Here is a 24,880-nt window from a genome sequence, read left to right on the forward strand (position 1 = left end):
TGGCCTCAAGGGGCCGGCGCCTGTCTTTTTTTCAGTTCATGAATCTACCAACTAGTAGATAGCAAAAGGTGGCAAACCTTTCCATTGCGGAAACACCTGCAGCGCAATGCGCGGCAAGGATTCAATTTTTTTGTTAATGACCCAGGAGAGAAACCCATGACCGATACAAGCACCCGCCAGCCCGCTTCCCCGCAGGGCAACCAGTGGCTCAAGCCCTACTATTTTTCGCGCGCGGCGTTCTCCGCCGTCTGGGTGCTGGCCGCCTTCACGCTTGGCAAAAGCATGCCCGGTGTTGCGGCCGCGCTGCTTCTTGTCTATCCGGCCTGGGACGCCGCGGCCAATTTCGCCGACGCGCGGCGCAATGGGGGATTGCAGCAAAACCGTTCGCAGTCGCTCAACATGCTTGCCAGCGCAGTGACGACCGCGGCCGTTGCGATCGCACTCGGGATCAGCATGAACGCGGTGCTCGGCGTGTTTGGGGTGTGGGCCGTTCTGTCGGGCCTGTTCCAGCTCGCGACGGGCGTGCGCCGCTGGAAATCCCATGGCGCGCAGTGGGCGATGATTCTCAGCGGGGCGCAGTCGGCGCTCGCCGGCGCCTTCTTCGTCAGGCAGGCAAACGCACCCACGGTCCCCGGCATCACCGACATTGCCCCTTACGCGGCCTTCGGTGCCTTTTATTTCTTCCTGTCGGCCATCTGGCTGGTGGTGTCGGACATGCGAAGCCGCAAAGCCGCGTCCATCCAGGCCTAGTACCTTGGCCGCCTGCGCGCAGGCCGGTCAGCGCGCTTCGGCCGCCCACTGCAGGGCGTCCGCGCCGGCCGGGATGTGCAGCGGCGCCGACGCATCGGTCGCCGCGCGCCAGACGGCCTCGGCCACGTCCGTGGCGCGCGTGCCCGGGCCGGTCGACGCCATCATGCGGGCGATGGCCTGCTTCATGAACTCGCCGTAGGCCTCGTCCTCGATGCCGCGCAGCCCGGCCCGCGCGGTTTCGCGGAAGTTGGTCTCACCCGACGAACCCGGCAGCACGATGCGCACGCGCACGCCGAAGGGCTCGGCCTCGGCCGCCAGCGATTCGGTGAAGGCATTCACGGCCGCCTTGGCGGCGCGGTACACGCCGACCAGGGGCAGGGGCTTGTAGGTCACGCTCGATGTCACGTTCACAATGACGCCGGATTGGCGCTCGCGCATCTGCGGCAGCACCGCCTGCGTGACCGCCATGGTGCCGAAGGTGTTGGTCCTGAACAGCGCGCGCATCGTCTCCATGCTCGTGAGCTCGAAGGGCGCGGGCGCGCCGAAGCCGGCGTTGTTGACGAGCACGTCGATGGTCCCCGCGGCCTCGACGGCCTGGCGGATGCTGTTCGCGTCGGTGACGTCAAGCTGCAGCACGCGCAGGCGGGCCGACGGCGGCAGCAGGTCTTCACGCGGCGTGCGCATGGTGGCGATCACTTGCCAGCCGCGTTCAAGGAAATGGCGCGCGGTTTCGAGGCCGAAGCCGGAAGAGCAGCCGGTGATGAGGATGGTTGGCATGGAAGTTCTTTCAAGAGGTGGGCAATGCATCGACGATAAGCCGCCAGGCCCGGACTTGCTACCATCCGGAGTCCATATCTCATGTTCAGGAGTCCGACATGGTTGATCCACTGGCCGAGGTAGTGACCTTGCTGCAGCCGGCCGCGCGCTTTGCCAAGCACGTCGTCGGCGCGGGCCCGTGGCGGATACGCCGTTCGGACGCCGGGCAGCCTTTTTATTGCGTCATCCTCGAGGGCGGCTGCCGCCTCGCGCTCGACGGGCATGAGCCGGCCGAGCTGCAGGCCGGCGACTTCGTGCTCATCCCCGCAGCCTTCGGCGTTGCCATGTCAAGCCTGCAGCCGCCGGCCGGCACGGCCGACTCCGTGCCGGTCGAAGTGGGCCAGGGGCTGTTCAGGGTCGGCGCGCAGCAAGGCCCGACGGACCTGCGCATCCTGGCGGGCCACTGCAGCTTCGGCTCGCCGGACGCCGCCTTGCTGGTCTCGCTGCTGCCGCAATTGGTTCACGTGCGCGGCGAACAGCGGCTTGCCACGCTGGTGCAGCTGGTCAGCGAGGAGACGCGCGGGCAACGGCCCGCGCGCGAAGTCGTGCTCGCCCGCCTGCTGGAAGTGCTGCTCATCGAGGCCTTGCGCTCGACGGCGGGGACGGCGGCCTCACCGGGCCTGGTGCGCGGGCTTGCCGACACACGCCTGGCGGCCGCCATCCGGGCGATGCACGAAGAGCCGGCGCGTGCCTGGACCGTCGCGGAACTGGCGAAGGAGGCCGCGCTCTCGCGCTCGACCTTCTTCGAGCGCTTCAGCCGCACGGTCGGCCTGGCGCCCATGGAATACCTGCTGGCCTGGCGCATGGCGCTCGCCAAGGATCTGCTTGGCCGCAACGAAGCCGGCCTCACCGAGATCGCCGGGCGCGTCGGCTACAGTTCCGGGAGCACCTTCAGCGTGGCCTTCACACGCCACGTCGGGCAGTCGCCCACGCAATACGCGCGCGGGCAGGCGGCCGGGTAAGCCGCCGCGGGAAGCGGATCAACCGGCGCAAAAAAAAGCCCGGATAAACCGGGCTCAACTTTTTGGAAATTCCAGGGAGAGTGTGCGATTGCGGGAATCGCAAATCCAATATAGCCAGCTTTCATGCCGCGGTTTGTAGGAAAACACCGCGTCACCACAGCCGGCTGGCCACGAGCACCAGAATCGCCGCGGCCGCGGTCAATGCCAGCGCCACAAGCATGTCGGCCACACGTGCCCGGCCGGTCCGCATGGGCTCGTCATCTTCGGCGAAGAAGCTCGAATCACGCATGGGCAGATTTCAGGAAACGTTTGTCGTTGGTGCCGGCATGGCTGGAAAGTACCTGTAGTTTGCGCCGGTGACAAGCTGCGAACTAAAGTCTTCCGGCCATTCAAGGGGTTCCTTTCCACGCGGGGAGTGCGCGCGGCGGCCAAAAATGCGGCGCGGCCCCGGGTCCGGGCGTCCGGTGCAGCCGCGATTGCGTGCTGGAAAACGATGACCTTCCCCGCACCCCATCGTGCTATGGTGGAAAAGCAGTTTGCGGGTTTCAGCATCCAGGTGATGCGCCGGCGCGAATGCCCGGGAGAAACAATCAAACCCCCGGCATGCAATTTTTGAAGAGGCTGGAGAAAATGCAAGGGCAACATCCGCGGCCATGAAGACAATCCTGCCAAGCGTGGTGCGCACAGCCCTGGGCATCGGCGTGCTGTACGCCGTGCTCGGTGTGGTGTGGATTTTCGGGTCGGACGCGCTGGTGGCATCGATCTCCACCGATCCCCAGTGGACGGCATCGGCGCAACGCTACAAGGGGATCTTCTATGTCCTCAGCACCTCTCTTGCGCTTATTTTCCTGATCAACGCTGGCTACAAGCGGCTGTTCCAGGCGCAGGCCCGCGCCGAAAGCACGGAACTCCGGATGCGCGACATGTTTCTGCAGCATCCGCAGCCCATGTGGGTGTATGACAAGGAGACCCTCGGGTTTCTCGCCGTCAACGATGCCGCGATACGTTACTACGGATACTCACGCGACGAATTCATGCGCCTGACCCTGAAGGACATCCGCCCCGCGGAGGATGTGCCGGGCTTTCTTGCCGCGAGGCAAAACGCCATGGGCGGCCACAGGGACATCGGGGTTGTCCGGCACCGCAAGAAAACCGGTGAAGTCGTTTTTGTCCACCTTGCCCTGCATGGCGTCCAGTTCGCAGGGCGCCAGGCCGCCATGGTCATGGCGCTCGACGTGACGGCGGAGGTCCTGTCCAAGCGGGCGCTTGAACGCCAGGAGGCGCAGTTCCGGCAACTGCACCAGAGCCTGGCCGACGGGCTGTGGATCGCCAATGCCGACGGCCGCACCTTGCTGTATGTCAGCCCCGCGGTCGAGCATATCTATGGCCATAGCCCGGAGGCTTTGATCGCGAACCCCGACTTGTGGCTTGAGGTCGTGCATCCGGACGACGCCGGCATTGCCGCGGCCTCACGCCACACGCTTCTTGCAAAAGGCGAGGCGAGCTGTGAATACCGCATCCGCACGCCATCGGGCGAGGTCAAGTGGGTGAGCGACCGCAAGCGGCTCATCTTTGACGACGAGCGGCTGGTCACCATGATGGGAGGAATACTCAAGGACATCACCGCGAACAAGGAGCGGGAGACCCTGCGGGAGGCAAGCCACCTGGACCTGGAACGGCAGGTCGCGCAACGCACGTCCGAGCTGCAGCGCGTGAACGCCGAGCTCGACGCCTTCGCCAGGACCATCGCCCATGATTTGAGGGCACCGTTGACAACCGTGGCCGGGTATACCCAGCTGCTCAAGAAGCGTTATGCATCCGCCCTCGGAGATGAGGGCGCAAGAATGATGACCCGTATCGATCGTTCGGCCAAGCAGATGGCCAACCTGATCGACGACCTGTTGGCATTGTCCCGGGCTTCGACAGCCCAGCTGAACATCAGGAATGTGGACCTTGTCCCGCTTGCCAGGGAAATTCTGGAGGAACTGCAGGACCAGGCTCCCGAGCGCAAGGTCCGATTCGATGCGCCGGAATCACTCCGGGTGCAGGCGGACCTGAGCCTGGTCAGGCCACTGCTGGCCAATTTGCTCAGCAACGCCTGGAAGTTCACGGGCAGGCGCGAGGATGCATCGATCCGGCTGTTCCAGGACATTGCTGCGCCCGAAGCGGCGATCTGTGTGCAGGATAACGGCGTCGGGTTCGATACGGACGGGGCCGGGCTGATCTTCCAGCCGTTTCAGCGCTTCCACAGCGCCAGTGAATTCAGCGGCACCGGCATTGGACTGACGACCTGCGAGAGGATCGTCAGCCGGCACGGGGGACGGATATGGCTGGAATCAACACCTGGTGAAGGCACTTCTGTTTTCTTCACCCTCGCCCCGAAAACCGGAACGGAGAATCCTCAACCCTGAACCCTGAACCCTGAACCCTGAACCCTGAACCTTGAGGCCAGGCACCTCGGGGTTGCGAAAAATGAGCAGGGTTACAGGCCGGGGGCTTGCCGCGGGCTATGACTCGTCGGCGTTGGCGGCGCGCAAGGGGTCGGATGCTTCCATCCAGTCCAGCTCGTTTTCCAGGGTGTGGAAGGCGTCGTCGCCTATGCTGCGGGACTCGCGCAGATCCAGCAAGGCCTGGCGGGCGGCGTGCAAGGCGGCGCGGTACGCGGCGTCTTCGGCGCGCAAGGGCGCGGGCTGGCCGGGTTCGCCGCGGGCCAGGCGTTCGAAGCGCATCCGCACGAATTCCCCTGCCCGGCCGCCGGCTGCCGATGGGCAGGCCAAAGCCGCCGCGACCACGTGGTCCCGGGCTTTGCGCACTTCCCCGGCGACCGGGTCATCATCTTGCAGGCGCAAGACGCGCAGCAACAGCTTGAGCGTGAGCCCCTGGATGACCAGCGTTCCCAGCACGACGGAAAACGCGGTGAACACGATCAGGTTGCGCATCGGGAATGCCGCGGGCAAGGCCAGCGCCGCGGCCAATGTCACGATGCCGCGCATGCCGGCCCATGAGATCACCAGCCCGCTTCCGACGGTGGGCCGCAGCATGGGCCGCGGTGGATGGAAGCCGAAGCGCTTGTCGCGCCACCGCACCGCGGCGTTGAAGCTCATGTGCCACGCCATGCGCACGGCAATGACCGTCGCCAGCACCGCGCAGGCCACGAGCAGGTAGCGGTCGCGCTCCAGCACGCCCAGGTCGGCCAGGATGGGGCGGATCTGCAGGCCGATGAAGATGAAGGCGAAAACATTGAGAGCGAAGATGACGGTCGCCCATACCGCATTGGTGGGAACGCGGATGCGCGCCGGCATGCGCGCCGGTCCCAGGCGCGCAAGCGTCATGGCGAAGCACACCGTCGTCAGCACACCCGAAAGCCCCACGTGTTCCGCCACCAGCCACACCGTGAACGTGCCGACGAACTGCAGGATGATGGACGTCGGGACATGTTGCACGCGGTCCAGCACGTGCTGGGTGAGCCAGGCCAGGGCGGGTCCCGCGACCAGGCTTCCGATGACGGCGAGCAGGAAGGTCGGCGCCACCGACTGCACGGAGAAACTGCCCGCGGCGACCGCGCCCACGGCGACGCGGTAGATCAGCAGCGCGCTCGCGTCGTTCAGCAGGCTTTCGCCTTCCAGGATGGTCAGGATCCGCTGTGGCGGGCGCAGCTTGCGCAGCACCGCCGTGGCCGCCACGGCATCGGGTGGCGCGACGATCGCGCCCAGCGCGACGGCCGCCGCCCAGGGCATCTGCGGCACCAGCATGTGCGCCACCACCGCCACCGCCGCGGTTGTGAGCCCCACGGCGACCACCACAAGGCTCACGAGCGGCCCCCAGTTGTCACGCAGGTCGCGCGGCGAGGCATCGAAGGCCGCATCCACCAGCACCGGTGCGACGAACAAGGCCAGCACCAGCTCGGGCGGCAACGCCGGGCTTGGTGTGCCCGGCACGAAGGCGAGCAAGGCGCCGCCGATGGCCAGGAATACCGGGTAGGGCGCCCCGACCCGCCGTGCCACCGCGGCCAGCATGACAGCCATGCCGAAGATCACCAGAATCTGCTCGAGTCCGCCCATGGCCGGGAGTATGGCATCGGGGCACATTTCCGGGAAGCCGTGCAGGATGCCCAGGCGGTTGCCAAGGTTTGATACCGGGGCGATTGTCAATGAATGGCAAATGATTCACAGTAGACGCCCTACACAAGGAGCTGCATCATGATCATTGATTTCACGGGGCGCCGGGTGCTCATCACCGGTTCAACCAGCGGCATCGGCTTTGCCGCCGCCAGGGGTTTTCTGGCGTCGGGCGCGAGTGTCGTCATCAACGGGCGCAGCGAGAAAAGCGTGGCCGCCGCCATCGCAAAGCTGGGCGGCCCGGCAGCCAGGGTGGCCGGCTTTGCCGGCGACCTGAGCGACGAAGCGGCCTGCGCGCGGCTGGTCTCGGAATACCCGGACTTCGACATCCTCATCAACAACCTCGGCGTGTTCGGGCCCCAGGACTTTTTTGAGACGCCCAACAGCGAATGGCAGCGCTTCTTCCAGGTCAACGTCATGTCGGGTGTGCAGCTGTCCAGGGCCTACGGGCCCGGCATGGCCAGCCGCGGATGGGGGCGGATTGTTTTTATCTCGTCGGAGTCGGGGGTCAACATCCCCTCCGACATGATCCATTACGGCTTCACGAAAACGGCCCAGCTGGCGGTCTCGCGCGGCCTGGCCAAGCGCATGGCCGGAACGGGCGTGACGGTCAATGCCGTGCTTCCGGGCCCCACCCTTTCCGAAGGCGTGGCCGACATGCTCAAGGCCGATGTGGAACGCACCGGCGAGAGCCTTGAAAAGGTCGCGGCTGACTTCGTCAACACCCACAGAAGCTCTTCCATCATCCGGCGCGCGGCCCGGGTGGAGGAGGTGGCGAACATGATCCTCTACGTCAGTTCCGAACAGGCGTCCGCCACGACCGGCGCGGCGCTTCGGGTCGACGGCGGCGTGGTGGACACGGTGGTCTAGGCTCCAGGCCGGCTTTCCGGCAGCTTCGCAATCACCTTGATCTCGAACTGGAAACCATAAAGCCAGGTCACGCCGATGCCCGTCAGCGTGGGGTGCGGCGCGCTGCCCCAATACTCCGGCACGATCTTCCAGATCGTCTCGAACGTCGACTCCGGGTTCACGATGAAGACGGTGACGTCCACCACGTCGTCGAAGCTGCAGCCCGCGGCTTTCAGGACGGCGTTCAGGTTCTCGAACGCAAGCCTGACCTGCGCCTCCAGTTCGGGCTCGGGCGATCCGTCCTCGCGGCTGCCGACCTGGCCTGAAACAAACAGGAAGCCGTTGGACTTCACCGCCGGCGAATAGCGGTTGCGTTCATAGAGCGCCCGGCGCCCGGGCGGAAAAACGACGTCGCGTGTTGTCATAAAAGATCTCCTTCATCAAGGCCGAAGCCGGTGGTGGTTAACGATGAAACAACTTTAGGGCAAGGGGCTTCGCGGATAAACAGGCAAGTCCAACCATCACTGTTCGTAGAATCCAAACAATCATTCACGCCGGGGAAGCACATATGGACCGTTTCGATGCCATGCAGGCATTCGCCCGCGTCGTGGAAGCGGGCAGCTTCACCAAAGCGGCCGGCACGCTCCATATGAGCAAGACCAGCGTGACGCAACTGGTGCAGCAGCTGGAGGCGCGCTTGCGCGTCAAGCTGCTTAACCGCACTACACGCCAGGTCCATGTCACGGCCGACGGCGCGGCCTACTACGAGCGCGTGCTGCGCGTCCTGGCCGACATGGACGATGCCGAGACCAGCCTGTCCGCCGCGTCGGCGTCGCCCCGGGGCCGGCTCAGGGTCGATGTGCCCAGCCCGCTGGCCCGTTTGGTCCTGGTGCCGGCCCTGCCGGCATTCCACGCGCGCTACCCCGAGATCCAGCTCGACATGGGGGTCAGCGACCGCATGGTGGACGTGATAGGCGACAACGTGGATTGCGTCGTGCGCGGCGGCGAACTGACCGACCTGTCGCTGATGGCCCGCAAGGTGGCCGACCTGCGGCTGGGGGTGTACGCCGCGCCGGGCTACCTGGAGCGTGCCGGCACGCCCGCGCACCCGCACGAGCTGGAGGACACGCATCACCGCATCGTGGGCTTTCTGTGGGCGCGCACCGGCAAGGCCTTTCCCTACGCCATGCACCGCAAAGGCGAAAGCATCAAGGTGCAAGGCCGCCACCTGTTCTCGTTTGACGACGGCAACGCCTACCTCGCGGCCGGCCTGGCGGGCCTGGGCGTGCTCTGGCTGCCGGACTACATGGCCCGGGCGCACGTGGTTCGCGGCGAACTGCTGCCCCTGTTCAAGGACTGGCGCCTGGATACCATGCCCCTGTACGTGGCTTTTGCGCCCAACCGGCATGTCAGCGCCAAACTGCGGGTGTTCATCGACTGGATCGCCGGGCTGATGGCGCGGCATGCCCATTAAAAAATACAAGGAGCCACCCATGGATATTCTTCGCCAAGCCCTGGTCCACATGCGCGCGGGGCGCTGGGATGAGGCACACATGCTGGTGCAAAGCGATGAATCGGCGCCGGCCGCCTGGCTGCACGGCATCCTGCACATCCAGGAAGGCGACCTGGGAAACGCCCAATACTGGTACGGCCAGGCCGGGCGGGATTTCAGCGGCCGCGGGGCGACGGTGGAGGAGGAACTGGAACACTTCGAGGCCGGGCTGCCCCGATAGAACCGCCGGGGCATTTCAGAAACCGGGTTGAACCCCGGCCCCCCAATCGCGCCAGCGGCGGCAAGCGCCGTACGTGGCCGGGAATCCAGGCAACAAAGCGCGGACACGGCGGCGCATCCGCAGGTATGCCCGCACGCCTCTCACCACCTTCAAGGGAAGATCGCATCCCGATACGTGGTATTGACTGATGATACAACGTATCGTATAAAGAAACGCGGGCGACATTTCATGCCGGGCGGAAAAGACGCCGCCGGGTCCGGTTTTCTCCCCATGGCGTCGCGCGCCTGCCGTTTCTCTTCAACCCAGCCAGAGGTTTTATGAACCTGAAAATTGCTTTTCTGACTTTTCTTGCCTGCATCGCGTGGGAGGGTGCGGCGTCGAAAGAAATCGTTGTGGGGCAGGTGGCCCCCATCCTCGACCCGCTGGTGGCGGGTTACCAGATGAAGAGCGGGGTGGAGCTGTACTTCGACGTGGTGAACCGCGCGGGGGGAATCCACAACGCCAGCTTGCGCCTGGTGGCCAAGGACCGCAGCGTGGTGGTCGCCGATTCGGTTCCCAAAACACGTGAGCTCATCGAGCAGTACCAGCCCATCGCGCTGATCGCCCTGCAGGGAACGGCGCCTATGGATGCGCTGTTGAAGGAAGGTGTGCTCGACAAGGCGGAGCTTCCCGTCGTCGGCATCCGCACCGGCGCCGCTTCCCTGCACCAGCCCGTCAACCCGTGGCTGTTTCATACGCGGGCCAGCTATGCGGTCGAAGCGGAAAAAATCGTCAACCACCTCAACACCATAGGCTTCAAGAAGATCGCCATCTTTCATGAGAACACGGCGTTCGGCAAAGAGGCCGCCAGGCACACGGAAGAGGCGATGAAAAGGGCGGGGCTCAAGCCGGTCGCGGTGGCTTCGTATGAACTCAACAGCAATGAGGTCAAACCCGCGCTGGCCGCCCTTCGCGCGGCGTCGCCGGACGCGATCATCGCGGCGAGCGTGAGCAGCGCGGCGGCGGAACTCTACAAAGGCCTGAACCAGAACGGCGGCCAGCGTGTCCAGCTCCTGGCGTTCTCGACGGTGGATGCCGCGACGGTGGTCAAGCTGATCGGCCGCATCGATGCCCGCGGCCTGGGCATCGCGCAGGTGGTGCCCGACCCGGCCAACCGCAGGACCAGCGTGGTGCGGGAGTTCCAGGACAACGTGAGGAAGTACCGGGACGCGAACTTCGAGTTGACCCAGGGCGCGCTGGAGGGCTACATCGCCGCCAAGGTGCTGGTGGAGGCGCTGCGGCAGGCCGGCCCCAACCCGACGCCGGCGAAACTGAGGCAAAGCCTTGAGCGCCTGGGCAGTTTTGACGCGGGCGGTCTTTCCATCGCTTTCTCCCCGAAAAACCACTCGGGATCCACCTACGTCAACATCGGAATCCTGGCTTCCGACGGGAAGATGATGCAGTAATAGCTGACATAATCCCTCCTCGAAACCAACAAACCGAGGATGGATATGGAGTACACGGTAGCCGCGGTGAGGGAGGCCCTGGGCGTCCTGATGATCATCGCGCACAACCCGGGTTTGGGGGTTACCGAAATCGGCAAGCGCGCCGGCATCACCAAGGCCCGCACCTACCGCATGCTGGTGACGCTGGAGGAGGCGTCTTTCGTGCGGCGCGACAAGGACGCGACGACGTACTCGCTGGGCCCCATTTCACTGGTGCTGGGCCTGGCCGCCCAGCAGCAGGTCAGCGTCACGCGGCTGGCGGGCAAATACATGGCGAGCCTGCAGGAGCGCTTCAACGAAACCATCGCCGTGCTGGTGCGCGACGACCTGGAGTCGGTCACCGTGGCGCAAATAGATTCCACGCACGACGTGCGGGTGCAGATCCCGCTCGGAAAGCGCCGTCCGCTGTATGCGGGCGCATCCGGCAAGGTCTTGCTGGCCTATGCGCCGGCGGATGTTCAGGCCCGGGTGTTCGAGGGCGACATCGTCCGCCTGTCGCCCAATACCATCGTCAGCAAGACCAAACTGAAACAGGAAGTCAAGCGCATCGTGGAGCAGGGCCATGCCCAGTCCTCGGGCGAGATCGCGGCCGACATCGTGGCGCTGGCCGCGCCCATCTTTGATGCGGACGGCCACGCCTCATCCACCTTGTCCATGGCGATACCGGTGGGCCGCACCCCGTCCGACCTGTCAAAGCACTTGCAGCAACTCAAGGCCAGCGCCGCCGCGCTTTCCGCCGAGCTGGGCTGGAAGGGCTAGCGAGGAAAACAGCCGTCCATGACGCCATCGGCCGCGTTGTGGAAATTCCCTGCCGCTTCACCAGCTTCGCGACAGCACGGTTGCTGAACGCGGGCCCCTGTTCACCGGCGCCATCAGGCGTCCGCACCGCCTGCCGGTTTCGCCGCTGAGAGGCCCTGGCAGGCCGGCGGCCGACCGCTCCCTCTAAAAACACCGCCCGCGCAGAGTGCCCGCGCCGGGGAAAGCCGCGTGTTGCAATGCCCGCCGGCGTCGCCGTGTCCTGGCGGCATCCCGGCCGGTGCGGCGGACTCCCGCGCCCCCATCGTTCTTTCTCTCTTGTATCATTAAATGATCTACTGTATCATTTGACGATACGACGAGCCAGGGTAAACAGCTCTGCCAAAGTCGCCGAAAAAAATCCATCCGCAGCTTGTGAGTTGCCGACCCGCACCTGAAAAAAATGAACACCAGAGAATTTCCCCGTCCCCCTGAGAAGCCGTCCGCCTGCCTGGAGAAAGACGTCATGGTCCGGATGCGTGACGGAATTCATCTGGCCACCGATGTGTACTTTCCGGGCGCCGACGGCCGGCGCATGGACGGCAAGTTCCCGGTGATCCTGGAGCGCACCCCCTACGGGAAGTCGGTGGTGAGCCGGTCTGAAAAACCGGGCGCCGGCCATGAGCCCCTGAGCCGCGCGGAGGTGGCCAATTTTTTCACCTCTCACGGTTACGTGGTGATTTACCAGGACTGCCGGGGCCGCCACGGGTCCGAGGGGAAATTCACCAAGTACCTGAGCGATGCCGACGACGGCTACGACACCTGTGAATGGATCGTGGCCCAGGACTGGTGTGACGGCAACATCGGAACCAAAGGCCTTTCCTATGCCGCACACACACAAATGGCATTGGCCTCGGCGGGCGCGCCCGGCCTGAAGGCCATGTGCGTCGATTCGGGCGGCTTCTCCAATGGCTACGGCAGCGGCATACGCCAGGGCGGGGCCTACGAGTTGAAACAGGCCGCCTGGGCCGTGATGTTCGCGGCCCAGACCGCCAGGCTGTCCGGCTCCAGCGAATTCCAGATATCGCCGCAGGACCTGGACAACTGGTTCAAGCGCATGCCCTGGCGGCGCGGCGATTCACCCTTGACCGGCTCGCCGGAGTATGAGGAGTTCCTGTTCGACCAATGGGAAAAAGGGGTGTTCGACGATTACTGGAAGCAGCCCGGCATCTATGCGCAGGGCTTTTATCCGTTGATGCGGGATGTCGCCGCCCTGCATATCTCTTCCTGGTACGACGTCTACCCCCGCACGGCGGTGGAGAACTTCCAGGGCATGGCCGGCGGCAACTCGCCGGCGCGCCTGATACTGGGCCCCTGGACGCATGGCGACCGGTGGGAGACATTCGCCGGCGACGTCGACTTCGGCAAGCGCGCCGCATTTGAAGGCAATGTCGCGCCGGGATTCCTGGAGATGCGGCTGAAATGGTTTGACCGCTGGTTAAAGAAGCTGGACAACGGCGCCGACCACGGTGCCCCCGTGCTGATCTTCGTGATGGGCGGGGGCACGGGGAAAAAGAACCGCGACGGCCGCCTGGACCATGGCGGCAAGTGGCGCGCCGAACGGACCTGGCCCCTGCCGCACGCCCTGCCCGCAAAGTTTTTCCTGCACGAGGGCGGGGCGCTCGCGAACGAGATGCCGGTGGACGACGCGGCATTCAGGGAGTACATCTTCAACCCGCTTTATCCGGTGCCGACGCTGGGCGGTGCCGTCGTGTCCAGGCCGCCGGCCATCCTGGCCGGCGCCTACAACCAGGTGGCGTCGGAGAAGTTCTTCGGGTGTGAACCGCCCTTCGCGCCGCTGAGCGAACGCCAGGACGTGCTGGTGTTCGAATCGGAGCCGCTTGCCGCCGACGTCGAGGTCACGGGGGCGATCGAGTTCGTGCTCTGGGTGTCTTCGGACTGCGTGGATACCGACTTCACCGCCAAGCTGATCGACGTCTATCCCCCCAGCGACGACTATCCCGACGGCTATGCGATGAACCTCACCGACGGCATCCTGAGGGTGCGCTACAGGGATTCGTGGGAGAAGCCGGTGCTGATGACGCCGGGCGAAATCTGCAGGATACGCATCGAAGCTTTTCCCACGAGCAACCTGTTCAAGCGCGGCCACCGCATACGCGTGGACATCTCGAGCAGCAATTTCCCGCGCTTCGACGTCAATCCCAACACGGGCGCCGCCGAGGCGCAATCCGAAGACCTGCTGATCGCGAAGAACCGCATCTACCTTGATGCGCGCCACCCGTCCCACGTGATCCTGCCCCTGGTCCCCCTGGATGCCGACCCTTTGTAAGCCATGCGCTTTTCCTGACGTATCAACACCCTTACCGGAAGTCACCATGCGAAATCTTCTAGTCCGCCCTGTTGCAGCTTTTGCAGCTTTTGCTTCTATTGCTTCTATTGCTTCTATTGCTTCTGTGCTTTTGCTCTTCACGCACACCGCGGCGACGGCTGCGGCCGCCGCGTGGCCGGACCGCCCGGTGCGCATCGTCGTGCCCTTCCCGGCGGGCGCGGCCGCCGATTCGAGTACACGGGTTCTTGCCCGCAAGCTGGGCGAGATGTGGAAGCAGCCCGTGATCGTGGACAACCGGCCGGGCGCGCCGGGCGTGATTTCCGCCATCAATTCGCAGCCGGACGGCTATACCTTGCTGCTTGGCGCGGGCTCACTGATCGTCACCAATCCGCTGCTCAATAAAAGGGTGGCCTATGACCCCCAGCGCGATCTCGTTCCCGTGGTGCAGGTCCTGACCAATACCCCCATCCTCACGGTGCACCCCTCGCTCGGTATCAAGACCGTCAAGGACCTGGTGGCCTACGCCACCAGAAAGCCCGGTGAGCTGAACTACAGCTCCAGCGGCATGGGCAGCCCCAACCACCTGATGATGGAAATGTTCACCGCGCAAACCGCCACGCGCATGGTGCACATCGCCTACAAGGGCGCGGCTCCCTCCGTGCAGGAACTGCTTGCCGGAACGGTCCAGCTGGGCATCAATGCGACACCCAGCGTCCTGCAGCATATAAAAACCGGAAAGCTGGTTCCGCTGGCCGTCACGACCCGCAAACGTGATCGCGCGTTCCCTGATGTCCCGACCATGATCGAGGCCGGGTATCCCAACTTTGACTTCACCATCTGGTACGGCCTGTTCGCGCCTTCCCGAACACCGGCCGCTCTGGTCAGCAAGATCAATCTTGACGTGCAGGGTGTCTTGCAGGACCCTGAACTCGTCCAGCAATTCGCCGCACTGGGCGCGGACGCGGCGCCCACGACGGCCGACAGGTTCGCGGCCATCGTGCAAAGCGACAGGGTGCTCTGGGGCCGTCTCATCAAGGAAAAGAAACTGAGCCTTGGGGAGTGATGGAGTTGCCCGGCCTGGCGCACACGAAGCAACAGCCCCCAGGAAGAAGGAGCCGAATTCCGTAAGACTGCTTAAGTCCTGTTTTCTCCAAGGTGGGCGTTACCGCGCGGGTATCGCCGTGCGATGAGCTGGTTTTCAGGCTCGCTTCACATCCTCATCGCGCTTCAGCCGGGTGATTTTTCACTTGGCTTTTTTTTGTCCGTTGCACCGGAAATGGCTGCCCTTGAAGCAAGGCCGCACCCGACGTGAATGTGCAACGGTAGTATCGCTCAATGAAACAGCGTTACAACAAAAGAGACAAAAAATTGACACGCACATCGCGCTGACATTAATATCGTATCGCCAAACATAACATCGTATCGTTCAATGAGACGATTGTTTGCATCGGCATCGTTGAACCCATGAACCATTAACCATTAACCATGAACCATTAACCATGAACCATTTACGAGGGAATCCATTTATGAACAGGACGCTACTTGGCTGTGCCGCGCTGCTGTGCCTGGCGAACGCCGCCCATGCGCAGACCACAGTCACCATCTACGGCATCCTCGACGCAGGGTTCGCCTACCAGACCAAGGCCGCGCCCTCGGGCTCCACGGGTGTTGCCGGTTCGTTCAGCGGCATCGATTCAGGCTTGCTCCAGGCATCGCGCTTCGGCTTGCGCGGCACCGAGGACCTGGGCGGCGGCCTGAGCGCCCTGTTCGCGCTGGAAGGCGGCATCGCTGTCGACAACGGAAGCTCCACGCAGGGCGGCGCGCTTTTCGGGCGCCGCTCCGTGGTCGGCCTGAGTGGTGAGAACTTCGGCAACCTCCAGATCGGCCGCCGCAAGGACTTCACCGATGAGATCGCCGAGCCCTTCTCCAGCATCACGCCTTTCGGCACCTTCATCACGCGCGTTCACGCCAACAACCTGGACCGGGTTGGGGGCAACCGCGCCAACAACATGCTGTACTACAGCACACCGGTCTTCAGCGGGTTTCGCGCGAACATTTCCGTGGGCTTTGGTGAAACCGCAGGAACCAATGCCGCGGGCCGCTCGCTGGGGTATGGCGCCATGTACGCGCCGGAAGGCCCCTTCGCCATCGGCTTTGGTTACTGGGAGTCCAAGCTCGGTGTCGTGAACGCCGCCGGCAATACCAGCAGCGACCAGGGCGCCACCAGCGGCGCGGGCTGCAATACGGCGGGCCTCGGCCAGCCGGGCGATACCTGCATCAAGACCTGGATGATCGGCTCCAAATACAAGCTCGGCGACCTGGTCCTGCGCGGTGCGATTTCCGAGGTGAAGCAGCCGCTGATCACCGCATCGGCCGGCGCGGCGCCCAACTTCACCACGGCTTTCCTGCGTGCAGCGGGCTCGGGCGCGTTTGCCGCCGGCGGCTCCAACAACACGAAGTCCAGCATCATCGACGTGGGCGGCGACTACTACACCGGGCCTTGGAAGCTCAAGGCCAGCTACATCCAGGCTCGTTATGACTTCGCCGGCGCCGCCACCCGGGGCAAGTTGAAGCAATACCTGGTGGGTGCGGAATACAACATGTCCAAACGCACCACCCTCTACGGCACCTTCTCCACGATGACCGCATCGGCGATGTACAGCCCGGGCATCCTGGCCACCGCCCCAGGCGCCGCCAACAGCACGTCCGCGCTGGGCGTCGGCATCCGCCACACCTTCTGATTGAGCGACGGCGGCAGGGCTTGAAAGAAGTCCGTTTTCGGATGCCGCCTTGGTGAACAAGGCGGCATTTTCCTTCGGTGCTTCTTCCATCGGGGTTCGGCAAACGCCGCTCTGGCGTGGCGGCGATCGATGGGGATGGGAAGGCATTCTTGCCGTTGCAGGAAATCAAAACCGGTAGGTGGCCGACAGCGCCAGATTGCGGCCCTGGCCCGGCGTGATCCAGCGCGACACATGCAGGTGGCTGGACACGTAGTAGTTGGTATCGAGCAGGTTGCGCAGCGCCAGCTGCACTTCAAGCAACTGGCCGGAGCCTGTGTTTGTCGTCCACGTCTGGACCAGGTCGACACGTGTGTAGCCGGGCAACACCGTTGAGTTGTCTTCGTCGGCGAAGCGCCGGCTCTGTGCGTAGACGCCCACGCCCGTCTTCCACGCGGCATCCCAGCGGTACTGGCCCCACACGCTCAGGACGTGGCGCGCCACGTTGGGAACCCGCTTTCCGGCGTAGACCGAGTTCTGCCCGTAGCCGGCGTTGGTGTAGGCGTAGGTCGCCACCAGGTTCAACCGGTCGGTGAGCGCCCCGGTCAACGAGGCTTCCAAGCCTTGCGAGCGGGCGGAACCGGCTGTCGTGAAATCGAAGTTGTTGGACGGTGTGCTCAGATCGGACGAGATCATGTTGCTCTGGTCAAGCCGGTAGATTGCCAGCTCGGAGATCAAGTCGCCACCGCGCCACAAGGACTTCCAGCCCACTTCAGCCTGGGCGGACCGGCGCGAAGGCAGGGACTGGTTCCGGGACGAGGACACCTGGTTGGGCGACGTGCCGGTCGAGACGCTGGCGTAGACCGTATCGGTGTCCGAGTTTCGATGCAGCACCGCAAGCTTGGGGGACCAGCGTGATTCTTCGACCGGCAGCACGCCGGTGGCACCGTACAAAAATGTCTGCCGGTCAAAGCGCACCCCGGCCACCACCGACCAGGCACCGAAGTCCACCTTGTCCTGGGCGGTGGCGCCGATGGCCTTGAGGTTCTCGGTTGTGAGCGTGCGTGCCAACGCGGCGCCGGCAACCGGGGCCGTCACGCGGCCATACAGCGGATCAAACACGTTGATATTCGGACTGGTCGAAGCCGGCACGGACAGCGAGGGCTGGTCCAGAAACTCCCGGTAGTAGTCGACACCCAGGTAGACCTGATGCATCACGTCACCGATGGCTTGCCAGCTGGTCAACGAGGTGGCCAGCGAGTCGATGCGCCGCGTCGTTCCGGGCTCCCACGACGACATGCGCGCGTAGGTGCCGGCGGGCTGGCCGGCCAGCGGTGATCCGGTGAGCGTGTTCTTGATCGACGTGGAGTTTGCCTCAAGGCGCGTGACGTCGACGGCCAGGCGGGTGTCGGAGCCGACGGCAATGTCACCATGCAGGTCGGCGATGCGGTTGTTCGTGGTCGAGTCGCCGAAGGGCTCGCCGAACTGGCGGTCTCTGGGCACGTCAACGGGCCGGCCGTTCAGCGCCGGCACGCCGTAGTCCGGGCGATAGGCCTGGTTCGTCGCCTCGATGCCGGCGCGCAAGTGGTAGCGTCCGCCGTCGCTCTTGGCCAGGCCCAGCTTGATGCCGTCGAGCCGGTCAGGCACGTGGCGCCATTCGGTCCCGTTGGAACGGGTTGCCGTGATGCGCGCGGCGAGTTCACCGTCTTGCGACAGCACACGGTTCAGGTCAACCGAGACTTCTTGCGCGCCGGCGCTTCCGCCGCCCAGGTAGACGGAACCGAAATTTTCCAGCCGGGGCTGGTGCGTGGTGAGGTTGACGGTGCCGCCCGGCTCGCTGCGCACGCCGACGGCGGCGCCGGGTCCACGCAGCACGTCGACGCTCTCGACAAAAGCGGGAACATAGGGATAGTTCGACAAGCGCACGCCGTCCCGCAGCACGCGGTTCGAGCCCGTGCCGCTGTCGGTAACGGCGCCGCGCAGGATGAAGAACTGCGTGTGCGAACCGTTAAAGCCCGAGTCGGCTTGCGCGCCGGGCACGTTGCGCAATGCGTCCTGCAGCGTCGTGCCGGCCTGTTCCCGCACGCGCTCCGCGGGGACTGCGGTAACCGAGAAGGGGGTTTCGAGCGGCGAGTCCGCCACTCCGGTGGCCAGATTCGGTGCGCGCTGCCCGTCTTTGGGGGCTTTGCCCACGACCGTGACGGCGGACAGCGGTTTGCTTTCTGATGCCCCTTGCGCCCATGCGGGGAGCGCGAACGCAGGCAGCGCGGCAAGCGCCAGGAAGACAGGATTTTTGGTCATAGCTTGTTGCCCGTGGTGATGGCCTGTCAGTGCCCGGACTCGCCGTGCGCGGCCGGCTGGGCGGCGGTATTGAGGGCGCGCACCTTTGCCATCACTTCCTGTGTCTCGCGCTTTCCGTCCTTGTCCTCGAACACCAGTATCAAAGGCACGGTGTCGCCCTCCTTCACCTGCTGCTTCAGGCCCATCAGCATCACGTGGTAACCGCCCGGCTTGAGTTCCACGTTCTTGCCGGCGGGCAGTCCGACGGCGGGAACCTGGCGCATCCTCATGATGTTGTCCTGCATCGCCATCTCGTGAACTTCGACGATGGGTATGACGGGCGAGCTGGCCGAGACCAGCTTCATGTCCTTTGGCGCGCTGAGTTGCATAAAGGCGCCCGTGGCCTTCTGCTGCGGCACGGTGGCGCGCACCCATGCATCCTTGACGGTAACCTGGGCGTGCGCCGCGGTTGCCAGCAGGGAAATGGCGATGACGAGGGTGTGAATGGCGGGTTTCATGGGGGTTTCCTTCGGGGTTGAAATTCAGGCGGGATGCAGGATCTGGCGCAGGTCGGCGGCGTAGTCCGGCGCGCTTTGGTCGTGGCGCAAGACGAGGCGCAGCTTGCCTGCCGGGTCGAACACGTAGCTGAACGCCGAGTGGTCCATGGTGTAAGAGGCGCCCGTGGGTACCTTCTTGTAATAAACCTTGAATTCCCGAGCCGTCTCGGCGGTGCGCTGCAGGTCCGTGTACAGGCCGAGAAAGCCCGGGTCGAAGGCGGCTGTGTAGCCCTTGAGAACTTCCGGCGTATCGCGCTCGGGATCGACCGTGACGAAGATGACCTGCAAGCGATTGCCGTCATCGCCGAGCAGCCGTTTGACTTCAGCGGCGCGTATCAGCGCGGTAGGACACACGTCGGGGCATTGCGTGAATCCGAAAAACATCATCACGGCCTTGCCCTTGAAATCGGCCAGCGTGCGCACGTGTCCATCCGGGTCGCTCAGCCGGAAGTCCTTGCCGTAGCCGGCGCCGGTGATGTCGATGCCGTGAAAACCCGCGGGCGCGGCTTTCCCGCAGCCTGCGAGGGACAGGGCGGCCAGCGTGATGCCGGACAACACCATGGCGCGTCGTGACGGCTTGCGGGGAAGCGGGGGTGCATTCACGGCCGGCAAACCGTTCGCAAGTGAGCCAGGAAGACAATCTCTCTTTATCGCAAAAGCACTTATGGATGCCAGGGGATCGGGAGCTGGTTGATTCATAAAAAGTATTCCTCTTTGTGTTTACGCAATCGGCCGCCGCCCGTCACTTCAAACGAAGAACTGGCGGGGGCGCTTGCCTTGTTGCAGGCACGCTGCCAGGCCGTGTGGGCGCGATGGGCCGCGAACGGACCCGTACCCGGCACAAGCAGGCGGTGTGTTTTGAGTGGTGGCCACCCAGGCGGCATGGCTCGAATCCCGCCACCATCGGGTGCGGAACTCGCAGCCGGCTAACCTGCGATGCAGGCTGCGAGCTGCGGGACGATCAGGCGAAGATCGGCGGCCCGCGAGGCGGCAGCGGAGCGCCGGCGAGCGCGGCGATATGCGCCGCGGCGGCGGGCTTGAGGGCGCGCGCCGGCACCTGCGGAATTTCCGGCGTGGCACGGGGCTGGGGAGGCGGCGGCGCGGCGGTGAGGCACAGCGAACAATCGAGCGTGTGCCGGCCTGCTCCCGCCGATTGACCGTCATCGCTGGTGACAACGATCTTCATGCCGCCCCCCGCCGTACAGACGATCTCCATGGTCGTGGGATGAACGATGGGCGATGCCCCCGCGACACCCAGCATCAAGACGAAGCACGCCAGGACAAGGCGGGCCAGGATTGAAGAAGTTCGCAAGGCGTGCATATGTTTTCAGTGTAGACGCGTTTTTTTTCAGGACACATGCGGGACATCGAGCTGCCGGAGACGGGACGGCACCGGCGGAGCCCGGCAGCGTGGGCACCTGGGAATTCGATCAGGGACCGCGTGTCCCACCGAGTACTGGAAATTCGCTCTCGGCAACCACCCGATCCGGTTCCCGCAGCAAGGCCAATCGGCGTTGCATGCTCTGGATCTCAATCGTCTGGCCCGCGATGATTTCCTCGGCCAGCATGCGGGTCGCCGGGTCGCGGCCGTGCACCAGGACAAGCCGCGCCATGTCCACCGCGCCCTGGTGGTGCGGGACCATCATCGCCAGAAAATCGGCGTCCACGTTGCCGCTGTAGCCGGGCGAATGCATGTCGGCCATCATGCGGCCCATGCCTTTTTCCATGTCGCGCTGGAAGTCAGAGCCCGCACCTGTCGATGTGCACATCGAACCGGCCATCGCCTCGGCCACGTGGTCGTGTCGGGCGGCAGCGTCCGCTTCAAACGGCTCGCCGCCGGCGCCCGGCATCCCGGCAATGACGATGATGGCGGCGCTCAATGCCATCAGCCAGATGAACGGCGTGAATGCGAACTGGTGCAAGCGCCCCCATTTCACGCTGTCTGTCCCTTCACGCCGACCCGCACATAGACCAGGTTGATGCTTTTTTTGTTGCGCAGCTCTCCCGAGGGAAGTGCCAGGTTGCCCAGCGGTATCTGCGCGATGAACACCGGCTTCATGGGATCGCTCACGTCGAAGGCGCTGCACACCGTCTGGCCGGCATTCGGGCTGCCGGGCAACTCGTCCTGTTCATGCGCCACATACAGCAGCGTGTTCTCGGGGTTGGTCCAGAGGCCGTGGGCTTCACGGCCGCGGGTGAAGAAACTGCCGATCATCTTGCGCTCACCTGTCTTGGCACCGCGGTCGATGATGGCGATCTGGCTGGACGCCACACCGCCCGGCCCGCTGTCGTCCACGCGCGCCAGGCTGGCGTACACCACACTGCCTTTGGCATTGGAAACAAACTCCACGTGGTTGGGCCTGGCCATCGCGCCAAGCGGGACTTTGTCGAGCAGCTCAAAACCGCCGTGTGTCGAGCGGCAAGACAAGGTATCGGCCAGCTTGTGCGACAGCCAGACTTCGTTGCCGTCGGACGTCGTCTTCATGAACGGCGTGAAACCGGGCTTGTCCTGGGCGCTGATGTCCAGCGTCGTGAGCCGCTGCGGTTGCGAGTGGCCGTCGGCGCCCGTGTTCACGCGAAAGACATCGATGCTTGCCATCTTCTGGCTGCCCACGAAAGCCAGCGTTCCCTCCCGGTTGAACCACACCTGCGAGGGGCCGTAGAGCGTCGGAAGAAACTGGCGGATGGCGGAGGTGTCGGCCCCCTTGAGCTGGCGTATCGCGCGATCGACGTCCAGGATGGCGATACGGTCTTCCCCGCGCAGGGTGACCCACAGCTCCTTGCCGTTTCGGGTGAAGGTCGGCTCATGCGGCTCCCGCCCCAGCAGGATGCCGCTGCTCAGCCGGTCCGCCACGGTCGTGGGCCCGGCGGCGGGATTGGGCGTGTTGCCGATGACCCGGCGCTCGGCGGCGTCGATCAGGTAGATATTGCTGGAACCCCGGCCGCTGGTGGCCAGCAGGCGGCCGTCGGGCGAGGGCACGGCGCCGTGCGCGTCAATGCAGCCGTGGTACAGCGGCTTGTGGATCATCGCGGCGTGGGTCGGCGCGACGCCGTTGGTGACGTAGCGAAACGGCGGGCGCGGGTCTTCGTCGAAGCTGGTCAGGTTGATCGTGCTCTCCACCGTGTTGGTGCGCGGATTGATCACGACCAGTGTGTTGGAGTCTTCGTTGGTGATGAAGACGCGGTCGCGCGGGTCAACATTTCTGTTGGCCGGCTGTGCCATTGCCAGGGGGAGGGCGGCACCGGCCGCGGCGGCCAGGCTGAATTTGAGGAGGTCGCGTCGTTGTGTGGTCATGGAATATCCGTTAAAAAAAGGAAAGCCGCATCCACCGCGGGTATCCGCGGAAGACAGTAAAAATGCGAATGCTCAGCTGGATGCCAGTTGCCGATGCACCTCTTGCGAGACGCGCATCAACTCCTTGCGGTCGGCGCCACCCGAGATGGCGTAGCCGAAATTCCTGTCGACCCAGTAGAAAACGTTGACAGGGCCGTCCTGCCCAAAACGGAAGGCGGTTTCGGGCTGGTTGGCAATCTTCGGCACTTCACGGGTCACGTAAAGCGTCAGGCGCTGCCCGGTGGCATCGTGGTACATGAACTGCGCCACGGGGCCGGTGTCGCCGGGCAGCAAACGCCCGCCTATCAGTTCGTAGCCGATGCCCTGCAGGACCGGCGGCTTGACGGCGGTGCCCAGCCGCCTGGACAGCCAGGTGACGAGTTGCTGCTCCTGGTCGGCGCCCACTTCAACCGGGCGGCGTATATCCGGGCTGTAGACCACGTGGGCCACGGCGGCGCGGCGCGCGAACCCGGTGAGCTCGCTGTTGCCGGCGGCTACCATGCTGCTTGCCCTGGCCAGGGCAAGGCGCGCCGCTTCGCCGTCGACCGAGCCTCGCACAAACCAGGCCGAACTGGCGCTGACCGCCGCGATGGCGATGCCCGCGGCGAGCCCCCGCCACGGGTAGACCGTGGCCGGAGGCTTGAGCGGCAGCCGCGCGGGCAGGGCTTCTTCAAGCACCGGGTCCAGGGAGCCGCGCAATAAATCGTTCTGCTGCTGCCATTGCTGGACGCGCCGGCGCTCGTCCGGGCGTTCATCCAGGTAGTGCTCGACCTCGGCGCGGCGTGCCGGCGTCAGTTGCAGGTCGACATAGCCATGCAGGTCGGACTCGGTCACAGGCGCGCCGCCGCCGTTGGAAGAAGATGTGAGTTTGATTTTTTCCATGTCATTTCACCCGCTGTATCCTGTTAATCACGGTGTGTCCTTCCAGTTCCGCGCGCATGCGCTCGCGGGCCCGCGACAAGCGCGACATCACCGTGCCTATCGGCACGTCCAGCACCTCCGCCACGGTCTGGTAGCTCAATTCCTCCACCCCCACCAGCAGCAGCACCTCGCGCAGCTCGGGCGGCAGGCGTTGCAGCACGCGGTCAAGGTCGCGTATCTCGAGGCGGTCGAATTGCCTGGGGCGGTCGGCCACCTCCGGCAGCGCGTCGCCGGCGCTGTCTTCCGGGCGCGCCCGTTGGCTGCGAACGCGGTCTATGAACAGGTTGTGCATGATGCCGAACATCCAGGCGCGCACTTCACCGCGCTTTTGCCATAGGGCGTATTTGCTCCAGGCGCGCTCCAGCGTGTCCTGCACCAGGTCATCCGCCTGCTCCCGGCCCGAGGCCAGTCCGCGCGCGTAACGGCGCAGCTGCGGGATGCAGGCCACGATCTCGGCTTCGTTCCGGGCGCGCATGGCTGTTTCAACGGTCCGGGCGGGATTCGGCGAAAACGATGGTCATGGGAGGGTGTGCCACGCGGTGAATTCCTTGAAAGAAAGTAAGCTGAACACCGGTATAGACGCTGCAGCCCCGGCATTTATTCCAGGCAATTCAAAATATTTTTTGATGTTCCGCCTTGCCAGCATGCGCCACGCCACCTGCCGGCGCAAGGCTTGCCGCTTTTGCAGACGCCAGGCAGCAGGCCGCACCGGCGTACCGGCCTGCGCCAAAGTGCGCCTGCGCCCAGCGATGCTTGAGGGCGAGCTGTCAGTAGGCAGGCGCGGCCGCCACGGGGCCGACATTGAGTTTCGGGTCGATCTGCCATGTCTCGGACACGATCAGGTTGTCGCGGTACACCAGCACATAACGCACCTTGATCGGGGCCTTGCCAAGAAACAGCACGTTGGCGGTGACGGTTGCGCCCTTGGGGTTGGCGGACTCTTCAAGGGCTTCAACGGTGGCTTTCAGCGGGCCCTGGGCCTTGCCGAGCTTTTCCCAGACACCGCGAATGGCCCCGGTGCCGGCATAGCTGCCGTCCAGCGGGCCGCCCAGCCATTGGAGTTGGGCTGCTTCGCTGTAGCCGCGCATCAAGATGCCCAGGTCGCCGCTGGCGATGGCCTGGAAGTGCGTGCCGGCGTCATTGCTTGCCTGGCCCGCATGGGCGGCGCCCAGCATGCCGAGGGCGAGGGAGGTGGTGAGGAAATAGCGTTTCATGGTGAATCCAGTGGAAGTTGAGGGGAGTAAGCCTCTGCATAGACGGGCCGGCCTTCGCAC

Annotated in this window: 25 protein-coding genes; 11 read left to right on the forward strand and 14 right to left on the reverse strand. The window is 64.7% G+C overall.

Going from position 1 to position 24,880, the window contains the following annotated elements:
- Positions 1–156 precede the first annotated feature (156 nt).
- Entirely contained in the window at positions 157–750 is a 594-nt protein-coding gene (locus ACLV74_RS16905; protein WP_411880566.1) for a DUF308 domain-containing protein, read from the forward strand.
- A 27-nt stretch (positions 751–777) separates the two neighbouring features.
- On the opposite strand, the gene ACLV74_RS16910 is transcribed toward ACLV74_RS16905, so the two are convergent.
- A complete protein-coding gene (locus ACLV74_RS16910) occupies positions 778–1,527 on the reverse strand; it encodes an SDR family oxidoreductase (protein ID WP_411880567.1) in 750 nt (249 codons plus the stop codon).
- 98 nt (positions 1,528–1,625) lie between these two features.
- Between ACLV74_RS16910 and ACLV74_RS16915 the strand changes: the two genes are divergently transcribed.
- The gene (locus ACLV74_RS16915; protein ID WP_411880568.1) at positions 1,626–2,528 is read left to right on the forward strand and encodes an AraC family transcriptional regulator; all 903 of its coding nucleotides are present in this window, start codon (positions 1,626–1,628) and stop codon (positions 2,526–2,528) included.
- 151 nt (positions 2,529–2,679) lie between these two features.
- Here ACLV74_RS16915 and ACLV74_RS16920 read toward each other — a convergent pair whose 3' ends face one another.
- Positions 2,680–2,817 (reverse strand): hypothetical protein, encoded by a 138-nt coding sequence (locus ACLV74_RS16920; RefSeq protein ID WP_411880569.1) that lies wholly within the window; start codon positions 2,815–2,817, stop codon positions 2,680–2,682.
- A gap of 364 nt (positions 2,818–3,181) precedes the next feature.
- Between ACLV74_RS16920 and ACLV74_RS16925 the strand changes: the two genes are divergently transcribed.
- A complete protein-coding gene (locus tag ACLV74_RS16925) occupies positions 3,182–4,939 on the forward strand; it encodes a sensor histidine kinase (protein ID WP_411880570.1) in 1,758 nt (585 codons plus the stop codon).
- 96 nt (positions 4,940–5,035) lie between these two features.
- Here the strand turns inward: ACLV74_RS16925 and ACLV74_RS16930 are convergent, their stop codons facing one another.
- Entirely contained in the window at positions 5,036–6,589 is a 1,554-nt protein-coding gene (locus ACLV74_RS16930; RefSeq protein ID WP_411880571.1) for a cation:proton antiporter, read from the reverse strand.
- Between the two features lie 138 nt (positions 6,590–6,727).
- Here ACLV74_RS16930 and ACLV74_RS16935 point away from each other — a divergent pair, with 138 nt between their 5' ends.
- Entirely contained in the window at positions 6,728–7,516 is a 789-nt protein-coding gene (locus tag ACLV74_RS16935; protein WP_411880572.1) for an SDR family NAD(P)-dependent oxidoreductase, read from the forward strand.
- Here ACLV74_RS16935 and ACLV74_RS16940 read toward each other — a convergent pair.
- Positions 7,513–7,920: a RidA family protein gene (locus ACLV74_RS16940; protein WP_411880573.1), complete on the reverse strand. Its 408-nt coding sequence runs from the start codon at positions 7,918–7,920 to the stop codon at positions 7,513–7,515. The genes ACLV74_RS16935 and ACLV74_RS16940 overlap by 4 nt on opposite strands.
- Before the next feature lie 143 nt (positions 7,921–8,063).
- On the opposite strand from ACLV74_RS16940, the gene ACLV74_RS16945 reads away from it, so the two are divergent.
- The 4 genes from ACLV74_RS16945 (at position 8,064) to ACLV74_RS16960 (ending at position 11,471) form a co-directional block, all read left to right on the forward strand.
- A complete protein-coding gene (locus ACLV74_RS16945) occupies positions 8,064–8,969 on the forward strand; it encodes a LysR substrate-binding domain-containing protein (protein WP_411880574.1) in 906 nt (301 codons plus the stop codon).
- A 19-nt stretch (positions 8,970–8,988) separates the two neighbouring features.
- Positions 8,989–9,228 carry a hypothetical protein gene (locus ACLV74_RS16950; protein WP_411880575.1) on the forward strand — a complete coding sequence of 80 codons (240 nt, stop codon included), beginning with the start codon at positions 8,989–8,991 and terminating at the stop codon, positions 9,226–9,228.
- A gap of 317 nt (positions 9,229–9,545) precedes the next feature.
- Positions 9,546–10,673: an ABC transporter substrate-binding protein gene (locus ACLV74_RS16955; protein WP_411880576.1), complete on the forward strand. Its 1,128-nt coding sequence runs from the start codon at positions 9,546–9,548 to the stop codon at positions 10,671–10,673.
- Positions 10,674–10,718: 45 nt separating this feature from the next.
- Positions 10,719–11,471, forward strand: coding sequence for an IclR family transcriptional regulator (locus tag ACLV74_RS16960; protein WP_411880577.1), 753 nt, complete (start codon positions 10,719–10,721; stop codon positions 11,469–11,471).
- A 340-nt stretch (positions 11,472–11,811) separates the two neighbouring features.
- Here ACLV74_RS16960 and ACLV74_RS16965 read toward each other — a convergent pair whose 3' ends face one another.
- Positions 11,812–12,000, reverse strand: coding sequence for a hypothetical protein (locus ACLV74_RS16965; RefSeq protein WP_411880578.1), 189 nt, complete (start codon positions 11,998–12,000; stop codon positions 11,812–11,814).
- Between ACLV74_RS16965 and ACLV74_RS16970 the strand changes: the two genes are divergently transcribed.
- The 3 genes from ACLV74_RS16970 (at position 11,983) to ACLV74_RS16980 (ending at position 16,538) form a co-directional block, all read left to right on the forward strand.
- Positions 11,983–13,797, forward strand: coding sequence for a CocE/NonD family hydrolase (locus tag ACLV74_RS16970; protein ID WP_411880579.1), 1,815 nt, complete (start codon positions 11,983–11,985; stop codon positions 13,795–13,797). The two genes, ACLV74_RS16965 and ACLV74_RS16970, sit on opposite strands and share 18 nt — an antisense overlap.
- A 124-nt stretch (positions 13,798–13,921) precedes the next feature.
- On the forward strand, positions 13,922–14,860 hold the full coding sequence (locus ACLV74_RS16975) for a tripartite tricarboxylate transporter substrate binding protein (RefSeq protein WP_411880580.1): 939 nt from the start codon (positions 13,922–13,924) through the stop codon (positions 14,858–14,860).
- Positions 14,861–15,323: 463 nt separating this feature from the next.
- Complete coding sequence (locus ACLV74_RS16980) at positions 15,324–16,538, forward strand: porin (RefSeq protein ID WP_411880581.1); 1,215 nt, start codon at positions 15,324–15,326, stop codon at positions 16,536–16,538.
- Positions 16,539–16,703: 165 nt separating this feature from the next.
- On the opposite strand, the gene ACLV74_RS16985 is transcribed toward ACLV74_RS16980, so the two are convergent.
- The 9 genes from ACLV74_RS16985 to ACLV74_RS17025 form a co-directional block, all read right to left on the reverse strand.
- On the reverse strand, positions 16,704–18,815 hold the full coding sequence (locus tag ACLV74_RS16985) for a TonB-dependent receptor (RefSeq protein WP_411880582.1): 2,112 nt from the start codon (positions 18,813–18,815) through the stop codon (positions 16,704–16,706).
- 26 nt (positions 18,816–18,841) lie between these two features.
- Positions 18,842–19,312 (reverse strand): copper chaperone PCu(A)C, encoded by a 471-nt coding sequence (locus tag ACLV74_RS16990; protein ID WP_411880583.1) that lies wholly within the window; start codon positions 19,310–19,312, stop codon positions 18,842–18,844.
- 24 nt (positions 19,313–19,336) lie between these two features.
- Positions 19,337–19,912, reverse strand: a complete 576-nt coding sequence (locus ACLV74_RS16995) for an SCO family protein (RefSeq protein ID WP_411880633.1) — start codon at positions 19,910–19,912, stop codon at positions 19,337–19,339.
- 400 nt (positions 19,913–20,312) lie between these two features.
- The gene (locus ACLV74_RS17000; protein ID WP_411880584.1) at positions 20,313–20,672 is read right to left on the reverse strand and encodes a hypothetical protein; all 360 of its coding nucleotides are present in this window, start codon (positions 20,670–20,672) and stop codon (positions 20,313–20,315) included.
- A gap of 109 nt (positions 20,673–20,781) precedes the next feature.
- On the reverse strand, positions 20,782–21,288 hold the full coding sequence (locus ACLV74_RS17005; RefSeq protein ID WP_411880585.1) for a DUF305 domain-containing protein: 507 nt from the start codon (positions 21,286–21,288) through the stop codon (positions 20,782–20,784).
- Positions 21,285–22,646 carry a beta-propeller fold lactonase family protein gene (locus tag ACLV74_RS17010; RefSeq protein ID WP_411880586.1) on the reverse strand — a complete coding sequence of 454 codons (1,362 nt, stop codon included), beginning with the start codon at positions 22,644–22,646 and terminating at the stop codon, positions 21,285–21,287. The genes ACLV74_RS17005 and ACLV74_RS17010 overlap by 4 nt, the downstream gene beginning before the upstream one ends.
- A 72-nt stretch (positions 22,647–22,718) precedes the next feature.
- A complete protein-coding gene (locus tag ACLV74_RS17015; protein WP_411880587.1) occupies positions 22,719–23,567 on the reverse strand; it encodes an anti-sigma factor family protein in 849 nt (282 codons plus the stop codon).
- Between the two features lies 1 nt (position 23,568).
- The gene (locus ACLV74_RS17020; protein ID WP_411880588.1) at positions 23,569–24,081 is read right to left on the reverse strand and encodes an RNA polymerase sigma factor; all 513 of its coding nucleotides are present in this window, start codon (positions 24,079–24,081) and stop codon (positions 23,569–23,571) included.
- A 292-nt stretch (positions 24,082–24,373) separates the two neighbouring features.
- On the reverse strand, positions 24,374–24,820 hold the full coding sequence (locus ACLV74_RS17025) for a nuclear transport factor 2 family protein (RefSeq protein WP_411880589.1): 447 nt from the start codon (positions 24,818–24,820) through the stop codon (positions 24,374–24,376).
- Positions 24,821–24,880 lie beyond the last annotated feature (60 nt).

The organism is Polaromonas sp. YR568 (assembly GCF_943369415.1).
Lineage (GTDB): Bacteria > Pseudomonadota > Gammaproteobacteria > Burkholderiales > Burkholderiaceae_C > Polaromonas.

What these genes read in the sequence shown, in the direction of transcription:
- ACLV74_RS16905 (WP_411880566.1), top strand. Translation starts at nt 157, where the DNA reads ATGACCGATACAAGCACCCGCCAGCCCGCTTCCCCGCAGGGCAACCAG.
- ACLV74_RS16910 (WP_411880567.1), bottom strand. Translation starts at nt 1,527, where the DNA reads ATGCCAACCATCCTCATCACCGGCTGCTCTTCCGGCTTCGGCCTCGAA.
- ACLV74_RS16915 (WP_411880568.1), top strand. Translation starts at nt 1,626, where the DNA reads ATGGTTGATCCACTGGCCGAGGTAGTGACCTTGCTGCAGCCGGCCGCG.
- ACLV74_RS16920 (WP_411880569.1), bottom strand. Translation starts at nt 2,817, where the DNA reads ATGCGTGATTCGAGCTTCTTCGCCGAAGATGACGAGCCCATGCGGACC.
- ACLV74_RS16925 (WP_411880570.1), top strand. Translation starts at nt 3,182, where the DNA reads ATGAAGACAATCCTGCCAAGCGTGGTGCGCACAGCCCTGGGCATCGGC.
- ACLV74_RS16930 (WP_411880571.1), bottom strand. Translation starts at nt 6,589, where the DNA reads ATGGGCGGACTCGAGCAGATTCTGGTGATCTTCGGCATGGCTGTCATG.
- ACLV74_RS16935 (WP_411880572.1), top strand. Translation starts at nt 6,728, where the DNA reads ATGATCATTGATTTCACGGGGCGCCGGGTGCTCATCACCGGTTCAACC.
- ACLV74_RS16940 (WP_411880573.1), bottom strand. Translation starts at nt 7,920, where the DNA reads ATGACAACACGCGACGTCGTTTTTCCGCCCGGGCGCCGGGCGCTCTAT.
- ACLV74_RS16945 (WP_411880574.1), top strand. Translation starts at nt 8,064, where the DNA reads ATGGACCGTTTCGATGCCATGCAGGCATTCGCCCGCGTCGTGGAAGCG.
- ACLV74_RS16950 (WP_411880575.1), top strand. Translation starts at nt 8,989, where the DNA reads ATGGATATTCTTCGCCAAGCCCTGGTCCACATGCGCGCGGGGCGCTGG.
- ACLV74_RS16955 (WP_411880576.1), top strand. Translation starts at nt 9,546, where the DNA reads ATGAACCTGAAAATTGCTTTTCTGACTTTTCTTGCCTGCATCGCGTGG.
- ACLV74_RS16960 (WP_411880577.1), top strand. Translation starts at nt 10,719, where the DNA reads ATGGAGTACACGGTAGCCGCGGTGAGGGAGGCCCTGGGCGTCCTGATG.
- ACLV74_RS16970 (WP_411880579.1), top strand. Translation starts at nt 11,983, where the DNA reads ATGCGTGACGGAATTCATCTGGCCACCGATGTGTACTTTCCGGGCGCC.
- ACLV74_RS16965 (WP_411880578.1), bottom strand. Translation starts at nt 12,000, where the DNA reads ATGAATTCCGTCACGCATCCGGACCATGACGTCTTTCTCCAGGCAGGC.
- ACLV74_RS16980 (WP_411880581.1), top strand. Translation starts at nt 15,324, where the DNA reads ATGAACAGGACGCTACTTGGCTGTGCCGCGCTGCTGTGCCTGGCGAAC.
- ACLV74_RS16985 (WP_411880582.1), bottom strand. Translation starts at nt 18,815, where the DNA reads ATGACCAAAAATCCTGTCTTCCTGGCGCTTGCCGCGCTGCCTGCGTTC.
- ACLV74_RS16990 (WP_411880583.1), bottom strand. Translation starts at nt 19,312, where the DNA reads ATGAAACCCGCCATTCACACCCTCGTCATCGCCATTTCCCTGCTGGCA.
- ACLV74_RS16995 (WP_411880633.1), bottom strand. Translation starts at nt 19,912, where the DNA reads ATGGTGTTGTCCGGCATCACGCTGGCCGCCCTGTCCCTCGCAGGCTGC.
- ACLV74_RS17000 (WP_411880584.1), bottom strand. Translation starts at nt 20,672, where the DNA reads ATGCACGCCTTGCGAACTTCTTCAATCCTGGCCCGCCTTGTCCTGGCG.
- ACLV74_RS17010 (WP_411880586.1), bottom strand. Translation starts at nt 22,646, where the DNA reads ATGACCACACAACGACGCGACCTCCTCAAATTCAGCCTGGCCGCCGCG.
- ACLV74_RS17015 (WP_411880587.1), bottom strand. Translation starts at nt 23,567, where the DNA reads ATGGAAAAAATCAAACTCACATCTTCTTCCAACGGCGGCGGCGCGCCT.
- ACLV74_RS17020 (WP_411880588.1), bottom strand. Translation starts at nt 24,081, where the DNA reads ATGCGCGCCCGGAACGAAGCCGAGATCGTGGCCTGCATCCCGCAGCTG.
- ACLV74_RS17025 (WP_411880589.1), bottom strand. Translation starts at nt 24,820, where the DNA reads ATGAAACGCTATTTCCTCACCACCTCCCTCGCCCTCGGCATGCTGGGC.